The following is a 19,535-nucleotide window of genomic DNA, read 5'->3' on the forward strand; positions in this document are numbered from 1 at the left end:
ACGTCGAGTTACCGGTTACATACTCATAATTAAAAGGAATAAAAAATGAATTTCATCAAATATGTGCTTTGCGCTCCAAACGATGATAATGACACAATGACAGTCACTGGCAGTGGTGGTTTTGGTGATACAACTCATGGTGGGGCAGATAATGGAAGAGATGGCAGTTCATCAAGTATCAATCGAAGTGAAAAAATGAATGATGCTGAATTTAATGCGGTTTACGCAAAACTTCTCGAAAATGAAAGCAAAGTCCCTTACATGTATCTTGATAGCAATGGTAATGTTACTGTAGGTGTCGGAATTAAGTTGCCTTCTGTTGCAGCGGCACAAAAAATGGGTTTTTTAAAAACTGATGGGAAACGGGCAACGGCAGCAGAAATCAAGGCAGAGTTCGATCGTGTTAAGTCGGTCGGTAAAGGAAAGATTGCTTCCGCTTATAAGTCATCAGGTTCATTGACACTGAGTGAGGCTGAAATTAAATCTTCATTCCGTGCCTATGTTGATAATGACCGCAAGTCTCTACGCGATCGATACCCAAGTTTTTATGATTTTAGTCTGAAGATCCAAGTGGCCTTGCACGATATGATTTATCAATTAGGTGTTGCAGGTCTTGGGAAATTCACTAACTTTAACACAGCTGTCAATAAAAAAGACTGGGCTAAAGCTGCCATTGAATCTAAACGACCGGATGCAAACGCAGCTCGAAATAAGTTTGTCAGCGATACCTTCAATGAAGCACGCGCTATTCAATTTGCGGCAGAGCAGAGGGCTGAGGAGGAAGCACGACGCAGTGAGCACTAAGATTTAACAGATATGCCGCCCCTAGGGGCGGCTAATCAAAATACACGAATTTCTTTGGCGACAGAGAAACTACCGTTTTTGTTTTTTGTCAGTAAGAAGTAGCGTGAATCTTGAACTGTGGCATCTTTAATAGCGTAACCTTGTTCAAGAATATACACGTCTTGCTTGCCCTTTAACGTTGTTTTTCCCAGGAACGATAGATAATAGATGCCGTTAACACTATCACTAAAGTTGTAACTCCCGTCTGCTAAGCCTGCGTATTTGATGCTCATGTCTATGTCGTGAAGTGTCTTTCCATCTTTGATAGCGCTCTTTCTTTTCTTAATATCATCATCGTTGATTGCATGATAAATGTTGGCGGGTAGTTTACGAGGCAACGAGTTAACATCAATGCCTGTCACCCCATTCTTTTTTTCATTTATGTCTTTCGGGTTGATGGACTTAATTAGTAAGCAAGATGAAAGATTGTATTTAAGAGTATTGAATTCATTGGTGCTACTTGTCTTTTCAATAGGCGAACCATACTTCAAATATGCGTCATTAAACTCTGAGCAAGAGTGCACAAAAGTCTTTGAGCTATCTTTTTTTTCAAAAAAGAACGATTGTGATAAATCCGTGTTGTTGCTGAATATATTTTGATTGATTTCACTTTCTGTAGGGATCTTAGCGAAGGTCAATGATGAAAATAAAATTAAGGGCGAGAGGTAGAGAGCGAGTTTCTTATCCATAGCCATAATGTTACCCAGATAAAAAGGTTGGTTAGTTCACAGCTCAATCACCACTGAGTGTAGTAGGGTGCTTTCGCTAAGTGATTATTTTTTTGACAGTAATGTTATCTACCTCCTGACAAGAAAAATCAATATCTTGGTAAAGAGATTTTTACTTATCGTGCCCATTGGTTCTTGTGCACCTTGGGCACATTTCGTTGTCTGGTCGGCCTTCCATCCGTCACCACGTGCAGCTTTGTCTGCCTGGCGGCATGCTGTTTGCACCAACTCACAACGGAGCAAGCCGCTTATGGCTGACTATCATCACGGCGTACGTGTCATCGAAATCAACGATGGCACCCGCGTAATCTCTACCGTTTCGACGGCCATCGTCGGCATGGTCTGCACCGGGGAAGATGCCGATGCCACGCTGTTTCCCCTCAACACCCCGGTATTGATCACCAACGTGCTGGCCGCCAGTGGCAAGGCCGGTAAAAAAGGCACCCTGGCCGCGTCACTGCGCGCCATTGCCGAACAGGCCAAACCGGTTACGGTGGTGGTGCGTGTGGCCGAAGGCAAAGACGAAGCCGAAACCACCTCCAACATCATCGGCGGTGCGGATGAGAATGGCCGCTATACCGGCATGAAAGCGCTATTGGCCGCGCAAGCAGAATGCGGGGTTAAACCGCGTATCCTCGGCGTTCCTGGATTGGATAACCAAGCGGTGGCGACGGCTCTTGCCAGCGTCTGCCAGCAGTTGCGCGCCTTTGGTTATATCAGCGCGTTCGGTTGTAAAACCGTGTCGGAGGCCATCAAGTATCGCGACAACTTCAGCCAGCGTGAACTGATGCTGATCTGGCCTGAATTTATCACCTGGAATACCACCGCCAACAGCAGCGATATTGCCACGGCCACCGCCCGTGCGCTCGGTCTGCGTGCCAAAATCGACACGGAAACCGGCTGGCACAAAACCCTGTCCAACGTCGGCGTCAATGGCGTGACCGGTATCAGCGCCTCGGTGTTCTGGGATTTACAGTCACCGGGCACCGATGCTGATCTGCTCAATGAAGCCTGTGTCACCACACTGATCCGCAAAGACGGTTTCAAGTTCTGGGGCTCCCGCACCTGTTCGGATGATCCGCTGTTCCTGTTTGAGAACTACACCCGCACCGCGCAGGTGATTGCCGACACCATGGCCGAGGCGCACCTGTGGGCCGTTGACCGCCCGGTTACGCCCACGCTGATCCGCGACATGATCGACGGCATCAAGGCCAAATTCCGTGAACTGAAATCCGCCGGGCTGATTATCGACGGGGATTGCTGGTATGACGACAGCGCCAACGACAAAGAAACCCTTAAGGCCGGCAAGCTGTTTATCGATTACGACTATACCCCAGTGCCACCGCTGGAAGATTTAACCCTGCGCCAGCGTATCACCGACAAGTATCTGGTGACGTTCGCCGCGTCCGTGAACCGCTAAGGAGCCGTTGCGTTATGGCACTGCCGAAAAAACTGAAGTACCTGAACCTGTTCAACGACGGTTACAGCTATATGGGCGTGGTGTCCTCGCTCACCTTGCCCAAGCTCACCCGCAAGCTGGAGAAGTATCGCGGAGGCGGCATGAACGGTGCTGCATCTACCGATATGGGGCTGGACGATGACGCGCTGGCCCTGGAGTGGTCGATGGGCGGCCTGGATGAATTGGTGTTGCAACAGTGGGGCAGCGTCGATGCCGTGCCGCTGTGCTTTGCCGGTTCCTTCCAGCGTGACGATACCGGTGAGGTCTCCGCCGTGGAGGTGGTGTTGCGTGGTCGCCATAAGGAAATCGACTTTGGCGAGTACAAGCAAGGGGAAGACACCGAAACCAAGGTGGCGACCGAATGCACCTACTTCAAGCTGACCATTGACGGTAAAGAGCTGATTGAAATCGACACCGTGCATATGGTGGAGAAGGTCAACGGCGTTGACCGCCTGGCCGAACACCGCAAAGCCATCGGCCTGTAATTCTTGCGCCAGTCTACCCGGCTGGCTGCCATCCCTGTTTGTTGAGAGAACATCATGAAAGACGAAAAAGATGACAACCTGGTGACGCTGGAAAACCCGATCCAACGCGGTGACACCACCATTACAGAAGTCCGTATCACCAAGCCCAACGCAGGCACTCTGCGTGGTGTCGGGCTGGCGGCTGTTGCCAATGCCGATGTTGATGCGCTGCTGATTGTCCTGCCGCGCATGACCTACCCGAACCTGACCAAAGACGAATGCCACCGCCTGGAGTTGCCTGACCTGGTGGCACTGGCCGGTAAGGTTGTCGGTTTTTTGTCGCCGAACTCGGCAGCGTAGCACTGGACGCCCGCCTGGGCGTGGATGATCTGATGGCGGATATTGCGGTGATATTCCACTGGCCGCCGTCGGAAATGGCCGGGATGTCGCTCACCGAGCTGCTGAACTGGCGGGATAAAGCGGTGCAACGCAGTGGAGTGAACCATGAGTAATCGGCTACAGCTTCAGGTGTTGTTGAAGGCTGTCGACCAGGCCACCCGCCCGCTCAAGAGTATCCAGCAGGCCAGTAAAAAGCTGGCCGCGGATATCAACGTGACTCAGGGTACCCTCAAATCCCTGGACGCACAGGCGCGCCGGATTGAGGGGTTTCGTAAAACCAACGGGCAATTGGCGGTCACCGGCGAGGCACTCAAAAAGGCCAAGGCCGAAGCGGCAGCCCTGGCCGTGCAGTTCAGGGCCACGGCAAACCCGACGGCGCAACAGGCGCGGTTACTGGCCGCATCCAAACGGGCCGCCAATGAGCTGCAAACCAAATACAACGGCCTGCGCCAGTCGGTGCAACGCCAGCGGGAGGCACTCAACGCTGACGGCATCGCTACCCGTAACCTGAGCGCCGAACAGCGCCGGTTAAAAGCCAGCGTGACTGAGGCCAGCGTTAGCCTGGCACGTCAGCGGCAAGAGCTGGAACGCCTGAGCCAAAAGCAGAGTGCAGTGAACCGCGTCAATGCACGTTACCAGAGTGGTAAAGTGCTGGCCGGATCAGTACGCAATGCCAGTGCCGCTGGGGTCGGGGTTGCCACTGCCGGGCTGTACGCCGAAAGCCGGTTTATTGCACCGGGCGTCGAGTTTGACCGGCAGATGTCGGATACCCAGGCCACCCTGGGACTGGCAAAGAATGACCAGCAACTGGCGGCGATACGCCAACAGGCGAGGGACATTGGCGCGACCACGGCGTTTTCTCCGACCGATGTCGCCCGTACCCAATCGGTGTTGGCTAAATCTGGTTTTGACGGTAACGCCATCCTCAAATCGACCGAGTCCACCGTCAATCTGGCGTTGGCGTCTGATTTGGACATTGCCGACGCGGCAGACATCATCACTAACATGCAATCGGCGTTTAACCTGCCGATCGATGAGGTGCAGCGTGTTGCCGATGTGATGACCAAGGGGTTCACCAGCTCCAATAGCAACCTGATGGATTTTGGCGAGGCGATGAAGTATGTCGCGCCGATTGCCGAAGCCGCCGGGGCCAGCATTGAAGACACCACCGCGATGCTCGGCGTACTGGCGGATAACGGCATCAAGGGCAGCATGGCCGGGACGGCGACCAGCGCGATGTTTACCCGCCTTCAGTCCCCGGTTGGGCAAGCGGGGGATGCGTTGTCAGAGTTGGGGGTAAAAACCCAGGACGACAAAGGCAACATGCTGCCGATTGCCGGTATTCTCAAGAAAATCGATTCGTCGTTTAAAAAACACAAACTAGGTACCGCGCAGCAGGCGGAGTACCTGAAGGTGATTTTTGGCGAAGAGGCGATGAAAGGCGCTATCAAGCTGATCGGTGCCGCCGGTAACGGCAAGTTGGCGACCAAACACGACACGGTCACTCGCTCCCAGGGCGCGACCGCGCAGATCGCCAAGGTCAAGGTAGACAACCTGGACGGCGACCTGAAAAACCTGTTCTCCGCCTGGGAAGACGTGCGTATTGAGGTGTTCGACGGGCAGAACAATGCGCTGCGTCAACTGACCACCACTGCAACGAATTGGCTGGCAACCGCTGGCTCCTGGGTAAGGGCCAATCCTGAACTGGTCGGCACCCTGGTGAAAGTCACCGCCGGAGTCACTGCGCTTATTGGTGGGCTGGCCGCGCTCGGTCTGATTGCCTGGTCGGTGATGGCCGGGGTCAATATGTTGGTGGCCGGTGCCGGGTTGTTGGGCACCGTGTTTACTGTGGTGGGGGGCGCGGTTGCGGCAGCGTTTACGGCCATTACCTGGCCGGTGCTGGCATTGATTGCCGCTGTGGCGGCTGGTGCGTTGCTTATCCGCAAATATTGGGAGCCGATCAGCGCCTTTATCGGTGGCGTGGCCGAAGGCTTTAAGGCGGCTATGGCTCCGGTGGCTGCGGCCTTCTCACCGCTCAAGCCGATTTTCGACTGGTTTGGCGAGAAGATTAAAGCCGTCTATGACTGGTTTATGGCGCTGCTGGCCCCGGTGAAGTCTATCCAGGCCGAGCTACAAAGCGCCGCCGAGATGGGGCGCAAGTTTGGATCCGCCATTGCGGGCGCATTGAACCTGCCCATGCAGGTACTGGAGAAGCTCGGCAGCAAGGTCGGTTGGCTGGCGAAAAAGCTTGGATTGATGAAGGACGAAACCGCCGAGTTGGATAAGCAGACGGTGATCAATGCCCCGACGGCTACCGGTACCGACGGGCTGGGTTATTCGCCCAGCGGTGGCTTGCTGGCGGCCAATCCTGTACCGCTAGTGAAAACGGCTCCGCCCGTGGGCGCGACTGGTGTGTTACCGGCCCCGGTGATTAATGTGGCTTCTAACACGACTTTACCACCGCCCGTGGTGCAGGTTTCCCCGGCAGCCATCGCTTTGTCACCGGAGGTTGAGGCACCCGACCAGCCCACGACATCCGCCATGGCCCCAGAACAGCCCGCGCCGTCGGTGAATGTCCAGGCCGCCAAGCCGTTAGCCCCGCAGCGTTACACACCGGTGGTGCCGGGGGCGTCCAGCGCCTACACCGACAACAGCGTGACGCATAACAAGTTTGATGTTGTCGTTCCCCCAGGGATGAGCCAGGAAGAGGTTATCCGGTTGTTGAATGAGGCGCAGGCGCGGCAAGAGCGCGAACGCCGCGCCCGTGCGCGCAGTGCCATGACCAACTAGAGGAAAATCTTCATGATGCTGACATTAGGGTTCTTTGTTTTCATGCTGCAGACGCTGCCTTACCAGTCGATGCAGCGCACGGCGGATTACCGCTGGCCGACCAATGGCCGGGTGGGGCAGCGGCCTGCCGCGCAGTTCCTGGGGTTGGATGAGGAGAAAATCACGTTATCCGGGGTGTTGCTGCCAGAAATCACCGGCGGACGCTGGTCACTGCTGACCGTGCAGTTGATGGCGGAGCAGGGCCGCGCCTGGCCGCTGATTGAAGGCACCGGCACCATTTACGGTATGTTCGTGATCGAGTCGGTGAGCGAGACACACAGCCAGTTCTTTGCCGACGGCAGCCCGCGCCGCACCGAGTTTACGCTGACGTTAAAACGGGTCGATGAGTCGCTGGCGGCGATGTTTGGCGACCTGCGACAGCAGGCGGGGGAGCTGTACGGGCAAGCCGGGGAACTGGCCGGAAAGGTGGGCGGGTTCTTGTCATGATAACCGACGTATCCTTACCCGCTGGGGCGCGCATTGCCCCGGACTTCTCCCTGACCCTACAGGGAAATGACATCACGCATAACATCCGCGCCCGGCTGCTGTCGTTAACGCTGACGGATAACCGAGGCTTTGAGGCTGACCAGCTCGATATCGAACTGGACGACAGCGACGGCCTGATGGTGATGCCGCAGCGTAATGCGGTGCTGTCACTGGCGCTCGGTTGGCAGGGCTCACAACTGATACACAAAGGGCGGTTTACGGTGGATGAGGTGGAACATCGGGGCGCACCGGATACGCTGACGATCCGCGCACGTAGCGCCGATTTTAGGGGCTCGCTCAATACCCGTCGGGAAGCCTCTTACCACGACACCACCCTGGGGGACATCGTGCAGCAGATTGCTGCACGCAATACGCTTACCGCCAAGTTGGCCGCCGGGTTGGATGCGATAAAAATCAGCCATATCGACCAGACACAGGAAACAGACGCGGCGTTTGCTACCCGACTGGCCTCGCTCAATGGCGCAGTGGCCGCCGTTAAAAATGGGTGCCTGCTGTTTATCCGCCCAGGGAACGGCACCACGGTGAACGGCAAACCGCTGCCGGTGATGACTATTACCCGCCGTGATGGCGATCGGCACAACTTCAGCCTGGCCGATCGGGATGCCTACACGGGCGTGACCGCAAGCTGGCTTAACACCCGACAGCCCAAACCGCAGAAGGTGAAACTGCAGCGCAAACCCAAAACGCAGCACCTGCGTGCACTGCAACACCCGAAGGCCAAACCGGCCATACAGAAGGCAGCTAAACCGGCTGAACCGCAGAAAGGGGAATACCTGGTCGGCGCGGAAGATAACGTGTTCACCCTCCCGACGGTCTACGCCACGCAAGCCGCTGCTATGCGTGCCGCGCAGGCCAAATGGGAGACGCTACAGCGCGGTGTGGCCGAGTTCTCGTTATCCCTTGCCATGGGCCGTGCGGATCTCGTACCGGAAACCCCGGTGCAGGTGAGCGGGTTTAAACAGGTGATCGACGCACAACCCTGGATCGTGAGCAAGGTGGTGCATAACCTGAGTAACAGCGGTTTTACGACGGCGGTAGAGTTAGAGGTTTTGTTGTCTGATGTGAATTATAGAGTTTCAAAAAGTGAATAATCAGAATTGTAAATTCACTTAAAGTAAGTTTTTTTTCTGATCGTGCGGCGTATTATCGCGGGAAATGAGCTAAGGAGGAGGGGATAGTAGATGATGCATTGCCCGCTATGCCGAACAGCAGCACATGCCCGTACAAGCCGTTATCTGAGTGAGAACACCAAAGAGCGTTATCACCAATGTCAAAACATAAACTGTAGTTGTACGTTTGTGACCCTGGAGTCTATCCAACGCCAAATCGTGACGCCGGGGAAGATTGATATCGTGCCGCCACACCCAACCAGGGGAAATCAGGGAGCACTTTGGATCTGACAAGAAGCCTGCGAAAGCAGGTTTTTTTGGCCTGGAGGTTTCCACTGCCAAAATCCACCGCCACTTTATCGCCACTGAAATTTTAGATAATAAAAAATCCACCGTGGAAGGTGGCTTAATTATATGATTTTAAAGCTAAAATTTGGTGGCCCCTACTGGACTTGAACCAGTGACCAAGCGATTATGAGTCGCCTGCTCTAACCAACTGAGCTAAGGGGCCAGGCGGCGTGATTATACGGTAATCATGGGATACAGGTCTACACCCATAAAACCATATGATGTTTTTATGCACAGTTCTAGCCTGTTGTAATTGCAGGCAGATTTTGCGATAACCGCTGTTAATTTCTTTTAACGGACTGGTGATACTCATGGAACTCTTGGCGCCAAACCTACAGGTGGTGTTCTGCGGCATCAATCCTGGTCTTTCCTCTGCCCATCAGGGCTATCCCTTTGCCAACGGCAGTAACCGCTTCTGGAAGGTGATCCATCAGGCGGGTTTCACCGATCGCCAGTTGGCACCGGAACAGTGGCTACAACTGCAAGATAATGGCTGCGGGATCACCGCTCTGGTCGCGCGCCCAACGGTGGCTGCCAGCGAACTGTCACGTGATGAGCTGCGCGGTGGTGGAGAGGTGCTCAAAGAAAAAATTCTGCGTTACCAACCGCGTGCTTTGGCGATCCTGGGGAAACAGGCGTTCAGCAGTGCGTTTGGCGTGCGTAATGCAGCCTGGGGGCGACAGGAAATGATGCTGGGTAAAACCGAGGTGTGGGTATTGCCTAATCCCAGCGGATTGAACCGTGCCACGCTGGAGCAGCTTACCGAGAGTTACCGCGAGCTATTCCTCGCGCTGAAATAAGGCATAAAAAAACCCCGGCGAGCCGGGGTTCTTACGAGGTCGTTAAACCTTAGTCATCCAGGAAGCTACGCAGCACTTCTGAACGGCTTGGGTGGCGCAGTTTACGCAACGCTTTGGCTTCGATCTGACGAATACGCTCACGGGTAACGTCGAACTGTTTGCCCACTTCTTCCAGCGTGTGGTCAGTGTTCATATCGATACCGAAACGCATACGCAGCACCTTCGCTTCACGTGCGGTCAGGCCAGCCAGGACGTCGTGCGTGGCAGAACGCAGGCTTTCAGAAGTAGCAGAATCCAGTGGCAGCTCGAGGGTGGTATCCTCGATGAAATCGCCCAGATGTGAATCTTCATCATCACCAATCGGCGTTTCCATGGAGATCGGCTCTTTGGCGATCTTCAGCACCTTACGGATTTTGTCTTCTGGCATCAGCATACGCTCGGCCAGCTCTTCCGGCGTTGGTTCACGGCCCATCTCTTGCAGCATCTGGCGCGAAATACGGTTGAGCTTGTTGATAGTCTCAATCATATGCACCGGAATACGGATGGTACGTGCCTGGTCGGCGATAGAGCGGGTGATAGCCTGACGGATCCACCAGGTGGCGTAAGTTGAGAACTTGTAGCCACGGCGGTATTCAAACTTGTCTACCGCTTTCATCAAGCCGATGTTGCCTTCTTGGATCAGATCCAGGAACTGCAGGCCACGGTTGGTGTATTTCTTGGCGATCGAGATAACCAGACGCAAGTTGGCTTCAACCATCTCTTTCTTCGCGCGGCGGGCTTTCGCTTCACCGATCGACATACGACGGTTGATGTCTTTCACCTGCTCGATGGTCAGGCCGGTTTCTTCTTCGATCTGACGCAGTTTTTGCAGGCTGCGCTGAACATCTTCATTAACGTCTTTCAGCTTCTCTGACCATGGTTTACCCATTGCCAGTGCCGCTGCGAACCAGGTATCGCTGGTTTCGTTGCCAGCGAACAGGGTGACGAAGTTTTTCTTCGGCATTTTGCACTGCTCAACGCACAGCTTCATGATGATACGTTCTTGCGTACGAACGCGATCCATCATGGTACGCATGCTGTTGACCAGGAAGTCGAACTGTTTTGGCACCAGGCGGAACTGCTTGAACACTTCAGACAGCTTCAGGATCTCTTCTGCTGCGCTGGCGTGGCTGCGGCCGTTCTTTTTGATAACCAGACGAGTGGCTTCGTACTGATCGCGCAGATCGGTAAACTTCTGGCGCGCCAGTTCAGGGTCGATGCTGTTGTCGTCTTCAGCTTCGTCTTCTTCGTCTTCGTCTTTTTCGTCGTCGTCCTGCTCTTCGGTGGTTAATTCAGAACCGATGTGCGTTGCGGTAGGTGCGATGTCTTCTTCCGCGTTAGGATCGACGAAGCCGGTGATCAGATCGGACAGGCGTGCTTCGCCAGCCTCGACACGATCGTACTGCTCCAGCAGATAGGTGATGGCTTCAGGGTACTCAGCAACCGAGCACTGCACCTGGTTGATGCCGTCTTCGATACGCTTGGCGATGTCGATTTCGCCTTCACGCGTCAGCAACTCAACGGTACCCATTTCACGCATGTACATGCGCACTGGGTCAGTGGTACGCCCGATTTCAGATTCTACGCTGGACAGCACCTGAGCGGCAGCTTCTTCCGCATCTTCGTCTGTGCTGTTGGTGTTTTCAGCCAGCAGCAGGTCATCGGCGTCCGGTGCTTCTTCCATCACCTGGATGCCCATGTCGTTAATCATCTGGATGATGTCTTCGATCTGATCGGAGTCGACGATATCTTCCGGCAGATGGTCATTGACCTCAGCATAGGTCAGATAGCCTTGCTCCTTACCACGTTGGACAAGAAGTTTAAGCTGTGACTGCGGGTTTTGCTCCATAAGACGGTATCCACACTTCAGAGTATTTGGGTTGGTGTCGGTCGGCGAAACCGCCAACAATAGCATTTGGGGCGTTTTTGTTGTTGCCGCGGCCCACTGTGGCGGCATATTGCAGGGCTCTGCCCTCGCATTTATCGGCACTTAAGCCGTTTGGTATTCAGTCTTTCTTCGCCAATGCCAGTTGTAATGACCAGAGTTCCTTGCGTTCGTCTGCATTCAGGCCATGCGTTCTGTCACGTGCGATCAAATCTTCCTGACGTTTTTCCAGCACCGAGTCATAGAGATTCGTCAGAGTATCTAAAAAGTGTTGCTCAACTTGTTCCTCAACGATCATATGGTTCCATGTCGCCAAGGTTTCAAGCTGCTGGCTCAATTTGTTATCTCGGTACAACTCCAGCAACTGGCCGGTAGTCAGGCCCGGCTGGGCTAAACAGGTCTGCACCAGTTCAACAAATAACGGTAAACCCGCCTGTTTAGTCTGCTCGAGCCCTTCCAGGGAAGGGATAAGTGTAGCCAAACGCGGATTTTGCACCAGTAATCCTATCAGTATACGCATGGTTGTGCGTTTTAGCTGGGGCGCCTGATAAGTATTCGCATTTTCCGCCTGTTTGGGCATCAGCTTGTCGAGCTGGCTATCGTCCAGCAGGCCCAGTTTGCTGCCTAGCTGTTGGCGCAGGTAGAGACGCAGTGTCTCGCCTGGTACCTGAGTGATCAGCGGTAGCGCCAAAGTACTCAGTTTGGCACGGCCATCCGGGCTGCTCAGGTCGACCTGTGGCATCAACGTTTCAAACAGGAAAGTGGAAAGCGGCTGCGCCAGCTCCATTCGCTGTTCGAAGGCGTCTTTGCCTTCTTTACGGACCAGGGTGTCCGGGTCTTCGCCGTCTGGCAAAAACATAAACCGTAACTGACGCCCGTCGTTCAGATAGGGCAGTGCGGTTTCCAACGCGCGCCAGGCGGCTTCACGGCCAGCCCTGTCGCCGTCGTAACAGCAGACAACGTTATCGGTGGCGCGGAACAGCAGCTGAATATGTTCAGCCGTTGTTGAGGTTCCGAGTGAGGCAACGGCATAATCAATGCCATATTGCGCTAACGCCACCACGTCCATATAGCCTTCGACCACCAGCAAACGTTGCGGGTTGGCATGGCTCTGCTGTGCTTCATACAAGCCGTACAACTGACGGCCCTTGTGGAATACTTCGGTTTCCGGCGAGTTCAGGTACTTGGGCATACCGTCGCCCAGTACGCGCCCGCCAAAAGCGATTACCCGCCCGCGTTTGTCGCGGATGGGGAACATCACCCGTTCGCGGAAGCGATCGTAAGTGCGCCCTTGATCGTTAGTCACCAACATTCCGGCATCGTTCAGTGCTGCCCGGCTGTCGGTATCACGTCCGAAACGTTTTAACGCATTATCCCAACCGGCAGGTGCAAAGCCGATGGCAAAATGGCGGATAACGTCGTCACTCAATCCGCGCTGTTGCAGGTAGTTGCGCGCCTGCGTCCCGTTGGATTGATGCAGTGACTGTTGATAGAACGCGCTGAGCTGTTCCATCAGTTGATATAGGCTTTGACGCTGATGGCGTTCGATTGGCGTCGGTCCGGTGCCTGCCTCGTAAGGCACTTCCAGCCCGTGCATGGTGGCCAGTTCCTCGATGGTTTCGACAAACTCGAGTCTGTCGTAATTCATCAGGAAGTCGACGGCGTTACCGTGCGCTCCACAACCAAAACAGTGATAAAACTGTTTGTCGCCATTAACGGTGAATGAAGGCGTTTTTTCGTGGTGGAACGGACAGCACGCGTGATAGTTCTTGCCCTGCTTTTTAAGCTTTACCCGGGCGTCGATCAGATCGACGATGTCGGTACGAGCCAGCAAGTCATTGATAAATACACGCGGAATTCGTCCAGCCATAAGCCCCTGTTACGATTGCCTATAAACGAGAACAAGCCGCGCATTCCTTTCGGAAAGCACGGCCTTCGTATGCAACTACTCGGTCTGCGTGTTCTTGAAAAAGAAAAAAATCACGCGGTGGGGTTACCCCCGAAGGATTAATACAGACGAGTGCGGCGTGCGTTTTCGCGAGCCAGTTTCTTCGCGTGGCGTTTTACTGCAGAAGCTTTAGCGCGTTTACGTTCGGTAGTCGGTTTTTCATAGAACTCACGACGACGAACTTCAGCTAAAACACCCGCTTTTTCGCAGGAACGCTTGAAACGACGCAGTGCAACGTCAAATGGCTCGTTTTCACGTACTTTAATTACCGGCATGTGCCTCTCACCTCAATAGAATTCGGTTTGCTGCTGGCCAAGCGCCAGCCTTTTCAAAATGGTGCGGAATTTTACTTCAATGGATGCTGCTTTGTAAAGCACCATAGCAAATTGAAACACGCCGCGTTCCGGCAAACTCGCGCAATTATGCATCGGCCGCCGATTATAGACTAATCAGAAAAAATTGCTCGTTTTTAATCACCCGGCGGGCAACCTTGTGAATCATCGACATAGCGCACCATCGCGCCCAGGGTGCTGCAGGCTGGCGGTAAATGGCGTTGATTGTGATAAACTGGCGGCCGCACGTGAATGATGGGAAATGTAATGCGCGTATTGGGTATAGAAACGTCCTGCGATGAAACCGGTATTGCAGTGTATGACGATCAAGCCGGTTTGTTAGCCAACCAACTCTACAGCCAGGTGAAACTGCATGCCGATTACGGCGGCGTGGTGCCGGAGCTGGCTTCACGCGATCACGTGCGCAAGACCGTGCCGCTGATCCAGGCTGCACTGAAAGAGGCGAACCTGAAGCCTGGCGATATCGATGGCGTGGCGTACACCGCCGGGCCGGGTCTGGTGGGGGCTTTGTTGGTCGGGGCAACCATTGGCCGCGCGTTGGCGTTTGCCTGGGGCGTGCCTGCGGTGCCGGTGCATCATATGGAAGGCCACTTACTGGCACCGATGCTGGAAGATAACCCTCCGGAGTTTCCGTTTGTGGCGCTGCTGGTGTCTGGTGGCCATACCCAACTGATCAGCGTGACCGGAATTGGTGAATATACCTTGCTGGGGGAGTCGGTCGACGACGCCGCTGGCGAAGCGTTCGACAAAACCGCCAAGCTGTTAGGGCTGGATTATCCCGGCGGGCCGATGCTGTCGAAAATGGCGCAGCAGGGCACGGAAGGGCGTTTTACCTTCCCACGCCCAATGACGGACCGCCCAGGGCTGGATTTCAGTTTCTCCGGTTTGAAAACCTTTGCCGCCAATACTATCCGCTCTAACGGCAACGACGATCAAACCCGTGCCGACATTGCCCGTGCCTTTGAAGATGCGGTGGTGGATACACTGGCGATCAAATGCAAACGCGCGCTGGAGCAGACCGGGTTTAAACGCCTGGTGATGGCTGGTGGTGTCAGTGCCAACCGCACGTTGCGCAGCAAGCTGGCTGAATTGATGAAAAAACGCGGTGGCGAAGTGTTCTATGCCCGCCCGGAATTCTGTACCGACAATGGGGCGATGGTCGCCTATGCCGGGATGGTTCGAATGAAAAACGGGGGTAACCCGGAGTTGGGCGTTACCGTACGCCCACGCTGGCCGCTGGCAGAGCTGCCTGCGGTGTAAAAGCCAAGGGCCGGAATCCCGGCCCTGCATACCGCTGGTTTATGCCTTTTCGCTATACCGACAGTAGCCAAAGAGCGGGGGCACCGGTTCTCTATTGACATTCCGAGTCGAAGACCTGAATGGACACCATAGTACCGTCTCTTGCCTCAGGCATGAGCATATACCCGATGATGCATTGCATGTTGTTGTTCTCACCCCATTTGACCGTAAGTAGCCCTTTGTCTTCCGCGACACGGGCATAGACTTGCCCACCTTGTCCCACGGACCCCACGCTGTTGCCTTTGCTATCAAAAACGTCGGCCCCAAAGGGAACCGGCCCCTCTTGATAGGTGGCATTAATCAGGATCGGTGTACCCCGTTTGGTGGCGTATTGTAGTTTCACCACTGCACCGGAATACGGTGCCACCTTCTGGCTGGTATTGTTCAGCTCGACATCGGACGCAGTGCCTTTCGGGTCAATGCTGATGTCGTTCATCTGGTACGGGTTCAGGTAAGGAACCAATGCATAACCTCGAGAGTTGATGTTCACTCCCGGATAGGATGACACGCTGGCCCCTTCAGCCCCTTTGGCTTCGACCAAAGCAAAAGTATCCGAGGTGTATGGCGTGAAGGTCAGCCCCCCTGCATGGCCGATCAGCGTACCAGTCATGCCAGCCGATCCGCTCTGGTAGCCTCGTCCCGTACTGTAGGTTCCACTCAATGCTGAGACTGGGCTACGGTAGTTGCCGCTCACGGAGCCACTGGTGCCCATCCCCTGGTTAGCGTTCATGGCGGTTAGCCCATAGCTGAACTGGTTTTCTGCTCCGGCGCTACCTGAAACGGTGGCCTGTTGGCCATCGCGGCCACTGCTATCGTGAGACAGGTCCATACGCAACTGAGGTGTGTGGGTTTGGTCATCCCGTCCCAGAGGCAGGCTGAAACTCAACAGGAAGTTGGTCTGCATTGTGCCCAGACTGGAATGGCTACGGTTGGCACTGATGCCATAGGAGAGACTTTTGTATCGGTTATTGTATCCCACCTGGTACTGCATATCGCTGCCATCCTGGTTCCAGTAATTTTGCACCGACCCGCTGACATACAACTGCCCCCAGTTATCCGGCAGTCCCTGCCCGGCAGTCAGGGTCAGGCGATCTTTAATGCGGTATATCGTATCCGGATCGTACCCTTGCTCTACGGCATTTCGTGTTTGCATGGCCGTCAAAAAGTCCATGTAGCCTTGCGAAGAGGAGTGATGCAGCACGACGGAAAGGTTGCTGTTGGTCTCACTAATCAGCTTGCTGTAAGTGAGTTGGTATCTTTGCCCACTCAGGGAGCCACCAGAGCGATGCAACCCATCCATATTAGTACTGTCATTCAGCTGCGTCTGAGCCTGGGTAACGTCAAGGGCCAGAGCTCCAATCGGTAGGCCAAAAGCGGCCCCGAGCTGTAAGGCGTAATAATCTTGGCTGGCCTGTATGCCGCCATAACCGGTGATGGCGTTGTTGATGCCATATTGATAGGTGCTCTGGAACAGCGCGGGCTTCTCACGCAGGTTTTCCCCACGCAACTCACCGGCAGTGATCGCGTACCGTGACGACCCCGGTCGGAGCAATTGGGCCACCGAGGCATAGGGCACGCTAAAGGTTTGCTCTGTACCATCAGACTCACGCACGGTGACGACAAGATCGCCACCATAGCCGGTTGGGTACAGGTCATTGATCAGGAATTCCCCAGGCGTGACGGTCGTTTCATACAATACCTGGCCATTCTGGGTTACCGTCACTCGCGCGTTTGTCCGGGCAATCCCTCGAATTTCCGGTGCATAACCGCGCTGAGACTCCGGTAACATCCGTTCGTCGGTGGCCAGTTGTACACCGGTAAAGGGCAATGTATCAAACAGCTGGCCGGTGGTATTCGACTCACCCAAAAGCATGCGGCCCTTTAATTGTGGGATATCACGCTGCAGGTAAGAATTGATACTGGTGTATTGGCTTGGCCCGTTGCTCATCTGGTTATAGGAGCCGTTGTGGCGCAGATACCAGGCCCCCAGATTCAACCCGGCGTTTACGCCGGCAAACAATGAGTTGAAGCTTTCGCCATGCGACTCGCTGGTATAACCATTGACGTTATAGCCAAGCAGGAAGGCGGGGATCCCACTGTCCCAGAGGTCTGGACTAACGGTACCCCGGGCGACATTCAGCATGTAAATCTGGGGGATGATGATATCCAGACGTTGTTCATTGCTGTCGAAATTGACCTGCGCTTCTGGTAGTTTTTGTTGTAGATCCAGGCACATGTCACTGTCGGCCTGTCGACTAAAAAAGTCTGGCGGCAGCTTCTCGTAGTTGAAGGCGAAATTTTTAATGATGTCGCTGGTCAGACAGGGGTAGACCGACTTGTCGGCCCGTGGTTTGAATTCAATATCGGTGTTACTGATTAGTTGATCATTGACGTACAGTGCGGTTTTGTAAATGCCCGGCAGAGCAGAGGCACCCTCGGCAAAACGGCTGAGATCTACCGATGCCTCATCATCAACATTCAGGAACGACGAATCGAATTCGAGATTTGCTGGGGGTGTTTGTGGCGTAGGAGCGTCTTCAGCCTGAGCTCTACCTACCAGAAAAATTGTGAGTGTCGCTATCCCCATAAGGGCGATGCGATCCCAGATGATATGCCGCAAAAATTTTGACACCTTGCCCCCTCAAGAGCTTGATACCGAAGTCACCAAGCTTGCAGCAGCACCGGCGAAGGGCCCACGTTGCTGATTTTGACGCTGACTTCTTTAGCATCTGATGGGTAAATGACACGAGTGCCGCTTACTACGACACTAGCCAATGAGTGAGCACTGAATAAGGTAGCGGCTGTAAGAGTAAAAATTTGGCAGATATTTTGAGAAAAAAGTTTCATAAAAAACTCCAAACCCAATATGGAATTAGGGGGGATGCCCCTCCCGGAAGGTATTACTGATATTGAATAGAATAGACTACATTGCTGACCACGGTATCCGGGGTTGCACCTTCTGCATAGTAGCGCACTGCGTATGGCAGATTGGCGCTGCCGCTTGAAATGTCAACGTAAGCGGTATTGGTTACCTGGTTCTGGTTACCTGCCTGGATCACCGAGAGGGATTGTGCCAAACCCTAGACTGACTCTTGATCATAAACCGTAAATTTCCGTTGCAAACGAGATGGCAAGATTTGGTTAGGGGCGTCAGTGCGCAGGGGAAGCGAGATCCGTCATCGCGGGCGTCAGCCAAAGGCGCGGCTTGTGACCCTGTGTTTTTCCATGCGAGACCTTCAAATGTGGAGAAACGCTCGGTCACAATATGTTTAGAGGCTTGGGGGTTTTAGAAGGCTGAAGTTTCCAGCCTTTCTTGATCACTCTTCTGGTTTTTCTTCCTGTTCCACAGCACCGTCTTTCTTCTTGCGGAACTTACCCCAGATCTTCCCTTCCTGGCCGCGCCACAGGCGCTGGATATTGTCGTGATGGCGCATCAGGATCAGGCAGGAAAGCATCGCCACCGGGAAGGTAAACTGCGGTTTGAACCACCAGACGTAGAATGGCGCAATCAGCGCGCTGACGATCGCCCCGAGCGAAGAATAGCCGCTCAGCAGCACGGTCAGCAGCCAGGTGCCGGTCATCAGGCCGGTGAGATCCCAGCCGATCGGTGCAATGGCGCCGAACGCCGTCGCCACGCCTTTGCCCCCACGGAAGTGGAAGAACACCGGGTAGATATGCCCAAGACAGGCGGCGATCGCCGTCAGGCCCAGATACAGCGGTGGAACGTTGAATGCATAGGCCAACCAGACTGGCAGCATCCCTTTTAGAATATCAAACACCAGCACCGTAGCCGCCGCCAGGCGGCCACCGATACGCAGGACGTTGGTCGCTCCTGGGTTTCCCGATCCATGTTCACGCGGATCCGGTAGCCTGGCGATCCGGCAAACCAGGATCGCGCTGGAAATTGAGCCACACAGATACGCGAAGATAATCATGCCAAGCGCGGTAGCACTCATAACGCGGTTCCGTCTAATAATGGTCGTTTTACTCGCAACATCTATGGATAATACGCATATTCCGTCGGAAGTGGTATCCGGCAAGGCCAAAAACTGAGAATGACGTGATGGATATCGTATTTATTGAAGAGCTTACCGTGATCACCACCATTGGCGTTTATGATTGGGAACAAACCATTCAGCAAAAGCTGGTGTTCGATATCGAAATGGCGTGGGACAACCGCCAGGCGGCCGCCAGCGATGATGTGAATGATTGTCTGAGCTATGCCGATATCAGCGATGCGGTCATCCAACATGTGCAGCCCAATCGTTTTGCGTTGGTGGAGCGTGTCGCAGAGGAGGTATCCGAAATTTTGCTACGGCGCTTTAAATCTCCCTGGGTCCGTATTAAGGTCAGTAAGCCAGGTGCGGTAGCGCATGCCAGCCGGGTAGGGGTGATCATCGAGCGCGGCCAGCGTCCAGCCTGACAAGTTGTCACCAATATGCAACTAAAGACCGATATGCTGGTCTGTAACTAGAATTGTTTAAGCGGCAAGGTATTGAACATTGCCGCTTTTTTGTGCTTGTAC

The 19,535-nt window shown here is 54.2% G+C and carries 19 protein-coding genes, 1 tRNA gene and 1 pseudogene; 12 read left to right on the forward strand and 9 right to left on the reverse strand.

Annotation, left to right across the window (positions count from 1 at the left end; genetic code table 11):
• The first annotated feature begins 45 nt into the window (after positions 1 to 45).
• Positions 46 to 804 carry a hypothetical protein gene (locus tag JHD74_RS20570; protein ID WP_199063397.1) on the forward strand — a complete coding sequence of 253 codons (759 nt, stop codon included), beginning with the start codon at positions 46 to 48 and terminating at the stop codon, positions 802 to 804.
• Positions 805 to 839: 35 nt separating this feature from the next.
• On the opposite strand, the gene JHD74_RS20575 is transcribed toward JHD74_RS20570, so the two are convergent.
• Positions 840 to 1,538: a hypothetical protein gene (locus JHD74_RS20575; protein ID WP_199063398.1), complete on the reverse strand. Its 699-nt coding sequence runs from the start codon at positions 1,536 to 1,538 to the stop codon at positions 840 to 842.
• Between the two features lie 283 nt (positions 1,539 to 1,821).
• Between JHD74_RS20575 and JHD74_RS20580 the strand changes: the two genes are divergently transcribed.
• The 8 genes from JHD74_RS20580 to JHD74_RS20615 all read left to right on the forward strand — a co-directional run bounded on the left by JHD74_RS20580 (position 1,822) and on the right by JHD74_RS20615 (position 8,629).
• Positions 1,822 to 2,991, forward strand: coding sequence for a phage tail sheath protein (locus JHD74_RS20580; protein WP_199063399.1), 1,170 nt, complete (start codon positions 1,822 to 1,824; stop codon positions 2,989 to 2,991).
• 14 nt (positions 2,992 to 3,005) lie between these two features.
• The gene (locus JHD74_RS20585; protein WP_199063400.1) at positions 3,006 to 3,515 is read left to right on the forward strand and encodes a phage major tail tube protein; all 510 of its coding nucleotides are present in this window, start codon (positions 3,006 to 3,008) and stop codon (positions 3,513 to 3,515) included.
• A gap of 54 nt (positions 3,516 to 3,569) precedes the next feature.
• Complete coding sequence (locus JHD74_RS20590; RefSeq protein ID WP_024528260.1) at positions 3,570 to 3,854, forward strand: phage tail assembly protein; 285 nt, start codon at positions 3,570 to 3,572, stop codon at positions 3,852 to 3,854.
• A gap of 20 nt (positions 3,855 to 3,874) precedes the next feature.
• Positions 3,875 to 4,006, forward strand: a complete 132-nt coding sequence (locus JHD74_RS20595) for a GpE family phage tail protein (RefSeq protein ID WP_071784415.1) — start codon at positions 3,875 to 3,877, stop codon at positions 4,004 to 4,006.
• Positions 3,999 to 6,683 carry a phage tail tape measure protein gene (locus JHD74_RS20600; protein ID WP_199063402.1) on the forward strand — a complete coding sequence of 895 codons (2,685 nt, stop codon included), beginning with the start codon at positions 3,999 to 4,001 and terminating at the stop codon, positions 6,681 to 6,683. The genes JHD74_RS20595 and JHD74_RS20600 overlap by 8 nt, the downstream gene beginning before the upstream one ends.
• 12 nt (positions 6,684 to 6,695) lie before the next feature.
• A complete protein-coding gene (locus JHD74_RS20605; RefSeq protein ID WP_186578681.1) occupies positions 6,696 to 7,169 on the forward strand; it encodes a phage tail protein in 474 nt (157 codons plus the stop codon).
• Positions 7,166 to 8,320: a phage late control D family protein gene (locus JHD74_RS20610; RefSeq protein ID WP_199063403.1), complete on the forward strand. Its 1,155-nt coding sequence runs from the start codon at positions 7,166 to 7,168 to the stop codon at positions 8,318 to 8,320. Before JHD74_RS20605 ends, JHD74_RS20610 begins: the two co-directional genes overlap by 4 nt.
• Positions 8,321 to 8,410: 90 nt before the next feature.
• Complete coding sequence (locus JHD74_RS20615; RefSeq protein ID WP_071784412.1) at positions 8,411 to 8,629, forward strand: DNA-binding transcriptional regulator; 219 nt, start codon at positions 8,411 to 8,413, stop codon at positions 8,627 to 8,629.
• A 143-nt stretch (positions 8,630 to 8,772) separates the two neighbouring features.
• Here JHD74_RS20615 and JHD74_RS20620 read toward each other — a convergent pair.
• Positions 8,773 to 8,849 (reverse strand) — tRNA-Ile (locus JHD74_RS20620).
• Between the two features lie 148 nt (positions 8,850 to 8,997).
• Here JHD74_RS20620 and mug point away from each other — a divergent pair.
• On the forward strand, positions 8,998 to 9,486 hold the full coding sequence (mug, locus tag JHD74_RS20625; protein WP_074031204.1) for a G/U mismatch-specific DNA glycosylase: 489 nt from the start codon (positions 8,998 to 9,000) through the stop codon (positions 9,484 to 9,486).
• Between the two features lie 49 nt (positions 9,487 to 9,535).
• On the opposite strand, the gene rpoD is transcribed toward mug, so the two are convergent.
• The 3 genes from rpoD to rpsU form a co-directional block, all read right to left on the reverse strand.
• Positions 9,536 to 11,374 carry an RNA polymerase sigma factor RpoD gene (rpoD, locus tag JHD74_RS20630; RefSeq protein WP_024528266.1) on the reverse strand — a complete coding sequence of 613 codons (1,839 nt, stop codon included), beginning with the start codon at positions 11,372 to 11,374 and terminating at the stop codon, positions 9,536 to 9,538.
• A 157-nt stretch (positions 11,375 to 11,531) separates the two neighbouring features.
• Positions 11,532 to 13,280, reverse strand: a complete 1,749-nt coding sequence (dnaG, locus tag JHD74_RS20635) for a DNA primase (RefSeq protein ID WP_021179484.1) — start codon at positions 13,278 to 13,280, stop codon at positions 11,532 to 11,534.
• A 137-nt stretch (positions 13,281 to 13,417) separates the two neighbouring features.
• Positions 13,418 to 13,633: a 30S ribosomal protein S21 gene (gene rpsU / locus JHD74_RS20640; RefSeq protein WP_001144069.1), complete on the reverse strand. Its 216-nt coding sequence runs from the start codon at positions 13,631 to 13,633 to the stop codon at positions 13,418 to 13,420.
• Positions 13,634 to 13,957: 324 nt separating this feature from the next.
• Between rpsU and tsaD the strand changes: the two genes are divergently transcribed.
• Complete coding sequence (tsaD, locus tag JHD74_RS20645; protein ID WP_199063404.1) at positions 13,958 to 14,971, forward strand: tRNA (adenosine(37)-N6)-threonylcarbamoyltransferase complex transferase subunit TsaD; 1,014 nt, start codon at positions 13,958 to 13,960, stop codon at positions 14,969 to 14,971.
• Between the two features lie 91 nt (positions 14,972 to 15,062).
• On the opposite strand, the gene JHD74_RS20650 is transcribed toward tsaD, so the two are convergent.
• The 4 genes and pseudogenes from JHD74_RS20650 to plsY all read right to left on the reverse strand — a co-directional run bounded on the left by JHD74_RS20650 (position 15,063) and on the right by plsY (position 18,966).
• Positions 15,063 to 17,597, reverse strand: a complete 2,535-nt coding sequence (locus tag JHD74_RS20650) for a fimbria/pilus outer membrane usher protein (RefSeq protein WP_199063409.1) — start codon at positions 17,595 to 17,597, stop codon at positions 15,063 to 15,065.
• 77 nt (positions 17,598 to 17,674) lie between these two features.
• Positions 17,675 to 17,857, reverse strand: a pseudogene (locus JHD74_RS20655) (fimbria/pilus periplasmic chaperone); the annotation flags it as partial.
• A 53-nt stretch (positions 17,858 to 17,910) separates the two neighbouring features.
• A complete protein-coding gene (locus tag JHD74_RS20660; protein ID WP_178380937.1) occupies positions 17,911 to 18,087 on the reverse strand; it encodes a hypothetical protein in 177 nt (58 codons plus the stop codon).
• Positions 18,088 to 18,327: 240 nt separating this feature from the next.
• Positions 18,328 to 18,966 carry a glycerol-3-phosphate 1-O-acyltransferase PlsY gene (plsY, locus tag JHD74_RS20665; protein ID WP_024528268.1) on the reverse strand — a complete coding sequence of 213 codons (639 nt, stop codon included), beginning with the start codon at positions 18,964 to 18,966 and terminating at the stop codon, positions 18,328 to 18,330.
• Between the two features lie 107 nt (positions 18,967 to 19,073).
• Here plsY and folB point away from each other — a divergent pair, with 107 nt between their 5' ends.
• Complete coding sequence (gene folB, locus JHD74_RS20670) at positions 19,074 to 19,433, forward strand: bifunctional dihydroneopterin aldolase/7,8-dihydroneopterin epimerase (RefSeq protein WP_024483059.1); 360 nt, start codon at positions 19,074 to 19,076, stop codon at positions 19,431 to 19,433.
• Positions 19,434 to 19,535 lie beyond the last annotated feature (102 nt).

The organism is Serratia sp. ASV30 (assembly GCF_016428815.1).
GTDB lineage: Bacteria > Pseudomonadota > Gammaproteobacteria > Enterobacterales > Enterobacteriaceae > Chania > Chania fonticola_C.

Bases quoted from the DNA above. Each gene is read 5' to 3' on its own strand.
- JHD74_RS20570 (WP_199063397.1), top strand. From the start codon at position 46: ATGAATTTCATCAAATATGTGCTTTGCGCTCCAAACGATGATAATGAC.
- JHD74_RS20575 (WP_199063398.1), bottom strand. From the start codon at position 1,538: ATGGCTATGGATAAGAAACTCGCTCTCTACCTCTCGCCCTTAATTTTA.
- JHD74_RS20580 (WP_199063399.1), top strand. From the start codon at position 1,822: ATGGCTGACTATCATCACGGCGTACGTGTCATCGAAATCAACGATGGC.
- JHD74_RS20585 (WP_199063400.1), top strand. From the start codon at position 3,006: ATGGCACTGCCGAAAAAACTGAAGTACCTGAACCTGTTCAACGACGGT.
- JHD74_RS20590 (WP_024528260.1), top strand. From the start codon at position 3,570: ATGAAAGACGAAAAAGATGACAACCTGGTGACGCTGGAAAACCCGATC.
- JHD74_RS20600 (WP_199063402.1), top strand. From the start codon at position 3,999: ATGAGTAATCGGCTACAGCTTCAGGTGTTGTTGAAGGCTGTCGACCAG.
- JHD74_RS20605 (WP_186578681.1), top strand. From the start codon at position 6,696: ATGATGCTGACATTAGGGTTCTTTGTTTTCATGCTGCAGACGCTGCCT.
- JHD74_RS20610 (WP_199063403.1), top strand. From the start codon at position 7,166: ATGATAACCGACGTATCCTTACCCGCTGGGGCGCGCATTGCCCCGGAC.
- JHD74_RS20615 (WP_071784412.1), top strand. From the start codon at position 8,411: ATGATGCATTGCCCGCTATGCCGAACAGCAGCACATGCCCGTACAAGC.
- mug (WP_074031204.1), top strand. From the start codon at position 8,998: ATGGAACTCTTGGCGCCAAACCTACAGGTGGTGTTCTGCGGCATCAAT.
- rpoD (WP_024528266.1), bottom strand. From the start codon at position 11,374: ATGGAGCAAAACCCGCAGTCACAGCTTAAACTTCTTGTCCAACGTGGT.
- dnaG (WP_021179484.1), bottom strand. From the start codon at position 13,280: ATGGCTGGACGAATTCCGCGTGTATTTATCAATGACTTGCTGGCTCGT.
- rpsU (WP_001144069.1), bottom strand. From the start codon at position 13,633: ATGCCGGTAATTAAAGTACGTGAAAACGAGCCATTTGACGTTGCACTG.
- tsaD (WP_199063404.1), top strand. From the start codon at position 13,958: ATGCGCGTATTGGGTATAGAAACGTCCTGCGATGAAACCGGTATTGCA.
- JHD74_RS20650 (WP_199063409.1), bottom strand. From the start codon at position 17,597: ATGGGGATAGCGACACTCACAATTTTTCTGGTAGGTAGAGCTCAGGCT.
- plsY (WP_024528268.1), bottom strand. From the start codon at position 18,966: ATGAGTGCTACCGCGCTTGGCATGATTATCTTCGCGTATCTGTGTGGC.
- folB (WP_024483059.1), top strand. From the start codon at position 19,074: ATGGATATCGTATTTATTGAAGAGCTTACCGTGATCACCACCATTGGC.